The following is a 3,202-nucleotide window of genomic DNA, read 5'->3' on the forward strand; positions in this document are numbered from 1 at the left end:
TCGGACGTCCGCATTGGGCGATAGCTCGCCTAATCAATTCAATTTCCGCCAAATGAATACCATAGAGATGTGATGCAGCAATGGCATCTACTTTGACAAAATCCACACCCCATTCCGCATACATGTCAAACAATGAATTATAGTATTCCTGTGCGCCCTCCTTGGATGCATCTACCCCATACATATCTGTGTTCCAAGGACAAATAGAGTTGGGGTGCGCAATTTGTCTCGCCGTGGCTGTAGTTCCCAAAATCGGGGTATCCTGGTGCACCGCCTGACGGGAGATGCCTCTCATAATATGTATACCAAATTTCAATCCCAGTCCGTGTACATATTCCGCAAGAGCTTGGAAGCCTCGTCCATCTGCTGCCGAAGGAAAACGATTCACCGCTGGAATAAGACGTGAAAATGAATCCATTTCCAATGGGACAAACGGGCGATACTGTGAAGATACTGCTCCTGACTCATACCACTGAATATCTACAACGACATATTCCCAACCATATTCCTTCAGGTGCTCCGCCATATATTGAGCATTTCCCCGTACTTCCTCTTCCCGTACTGCTGCACCGTAGCAATCCCAGCTATTCCACCCCATAGGTGGTGTATGCGCTGTCAAATGATGTTTCATTTCATTCATCCTCTCATCTAGAAGAACTCATCCTGCTACTAAAAATCTCCTCATCACTACGTTACTATTATAATGTAAACCCTTACTTTTGTCGCTCGTCATCTTTTCCATTTCCACTTTTTATACATTTAAGTTGACTAACTTAAAGAATGTGGTACATTTAAAATTGCTTGTTAAAAAACTTTGACTTGAATCAGAGGGTGATTTTACGTGTGTGAACATGCTTATCGAATTTTGTTGTTTTACAAATATGTCAACATTGAAGATCCTGCCACCTTTACGGCAGAGCATCTGGCTTACTGCAAGGAGCTGGGCGTCAAGGGAAGAATCTTGATTGCTGCGGAAGGAATCAACGGAACACTGTCTGGTACAGTAGAGCAAACGGAGCAATATATGCGTGATTTGCGCGCCAATCCGAAATTCCACGATATCGTTATTAAAATAGATGAGTCTGACGGTCATGCGTTCAAGAAAATATTTGTACGCCATCGTCAGGAGCTTGTTACGCTGCGTCATGAAGATGAGCTGGACCCTAATGAAATTAGCGGTAAGCGTCTGTCACCAAAGGAGTTTTATGAACAGCTTCAAGATGAAGATGTAGTTGTTCTGGACGGACGTAATGACTATGAATATGACATCGGTCATTTCCGTGGGGCTATTCGCCCCGAAGTCGAATCGTTCCGTGAATTTCCACAATGGATTCGCGACAATATGACTCAGTTCAAGGACAAGAAAATCTTGACGTACTGCACCGGAGGTATCCGTTGCGAAAAGTTGTCCGGTCTTCTGATCAAAGAAGGATTTAACGATGTAGGCCAGTTGGATGGCGGCATTGTGACTTACAGCAAGGACCCGGAAGTACAAGGACGTTTATTTGACGGTAAATGCTACGTGTTTGACGAACGAATCTCGATTCCGATCAATCATACGGATGAGGACGTCATTGTTGGCAAGTGCTTCCATTGTGAAACGCCTAGCGATCATTATATCAATTGCCCGGTGTGCAATCTCCAGCATATCGTATGTCCGGATTGCGAAGAACAGCATCAGCACTATTGCTCTGACGATTGCCGAACCAAAGCGGAAACCGTGGCTACTGCATAAATCAGCAGCATCATTAGTTCATTATAACAAGAGGGATGCCCTATTAGCCGTTCAACATGGCTGTGGGCATCCCTTTTGTTGTTTTCACAATAAGTGTCGAAAGCTTCATAGTATGTACCTATGACCTTGATTGTATTTTCATCTTGGACGGGCTCGAAAGTAGCGTCTTATAATGGAAAATGTCATTACAGAAAGGATGGGTGGAATTCATGATTCAAATCGTACTTTCAACTCTATTATCCGTTATCGTTCCGCTGTCCATTCCGGTGATCGCCGGATTTTTACTCGGCAAATTCATGAAGCTGGAAACGAAACCGCTCTCGACTTTGTATTTATATTTTTTAAGCCCCGCAATGATTCTGGACACGCTACTCAAAGCACAGCTTTCCTGGCATGATGTGGCGCAGACTGCCGCTTTTTCAATACTGAACCTGCTGCTGTTGTGGGGAATTGCACAATTAGCGGGGAAAATCTTTAGACTGAGCACTCCGGAAACGGCTGGACTTACCTTAATCTCTACGCTGACCAATAGTGCAAATTATGGCCTGCCCCTTATTTTACTTGCCTTTGGGCAGCTCGGTCTGGATAAAGCCTCCGTGTATGTCGTCATCCAGATGATTATGGTCAATACCATTGGCGTTTACTTTGCAGCCCGCTCTGAATTTTCTGTTCAAAGTGCTGTTAAGTCGGTGTTTTCACTTCCTGCGATCTATGCAGCTCTACTTGCCATGGGACTGCGGTTGCTGGACTGGCATCTTCCCTTAGGGATTCAGTCAGGCGTCTCGATGATTGCTGCCGCCTATTCTCCGGTCGTGCTTGCGATCCTTGGTACCCAGATGGCTTATGTAAAAATATTCAAGCTGGAGTCGTCTATTAAAAAAGCCAGCTATGCCGGACTAACAATTCGGCTTCTACTCTCGCCGCTTGCGGCTTGTCTTGCTATGCTAATACTGGGAATTTCAGGCCTTTTGTTCTCCGTTCTCTTCATTTTGGCCTCGATGCCGGTTGCTGTGAATGCTGTCATTTTAGCAGAAAAATTTAATGCATCGCCAAAACTGGTTTCCACCTGCATCCTGTGGAGCACGCTTGCCTCATTCCTGATTTTGCCTATTCTGATTATGTTGGTAGCAGGTTAGCGAGCAAAAAAGACTCTCTACACCATAGAGAGCCATGCGCGATTCTGTCTCCATTCTACTTGCACAGGCGTTTCAAAAAAAGCACTAAGCGTTTCACTGCTTAGAATATCAGTCGTTTTACCTTTGGCAAATACCGTGCCCCGGCGGATTAGAATCGTATGCGTGTACATCGGTAGAATTTCTTCGATATGATGTGTAACATACAGTAAATTCGGCGAAGCCGGCGACTCCGATAACTGGCGAACGCTATCCAGCAATGCTTCCCGGGAGAAAAAGTCCAAACCATTACACGCCTCGTCCAAAATCAGTAGCTTGGGCGAGGCCATTAATG

The 3,202-nt window shown here is 45.1% G+C and carries 3 protein-coding genes and 1 pseudogene; 2 read left to right on the top strand and 2 right to left on the bottom strand.

The window, feature by feature from the left end; translation table 11 throughout:
• Positions 1–631: pseudogene (locus GRP75_RS22520) on the bottom strand (alpha-galactosidase); the annotation flags it as partial.
• A gap of 210 nt (positions 632–841) precedes the next feature.
• On the opposite strand from GRP75_RS22520, the gene trhO reads away from it, so the two are divergent.
• Both trhO and GRP75_RS22530 read left to right on the top strand, forming a co-directional pair.
• On the top strand, positions 842–1,735 hold the full coding sequence (gene trhO, locus GRP75_RS22525; RefSeq protein WP_028541377.1) for an oxygen-dependent tRNA uridine(34) hydroxylase TrhO: 894 nt from the start codon (positions 842–844) through the stop codon (positions 1,733–1,735).
• Positions 1,736–1,944: 209 nt separating this feature from the next.
• A complete protein-coding gene (locus GRP75_RS22530) occupies positions 1,945–2,871 on the top strand; it encodes an AEC family transporter (RefSeq protein WP_069080113.1) in 927 nt (308 codons plus the stop codon).
• 17 nt (positions 2,872–2,888) lie between these two features.
• Here the strand turns inward: GRP75_RS22530 and GRP75_RS22535 are convergent.
• A partial coding sequence (locus GRP75_RS22535; RefSeq protein WP_483311108.1) for an ATP-binding cassette domain-containing protein occupies positions 2,889–3,202 on the bottom strand: 314 nt, incomplete at its 5' end.

The organism is Paenibacillus sp. OT2-17 (assembly GCF_009827695.1).
GTDB classification, from domain to species: domain Bacteria; phylum Bacillota; class Bacilli; order Paenibacillales; family Paenibacillaceae; genus Paenibacillus; species Paenibacillus polymyxa_B.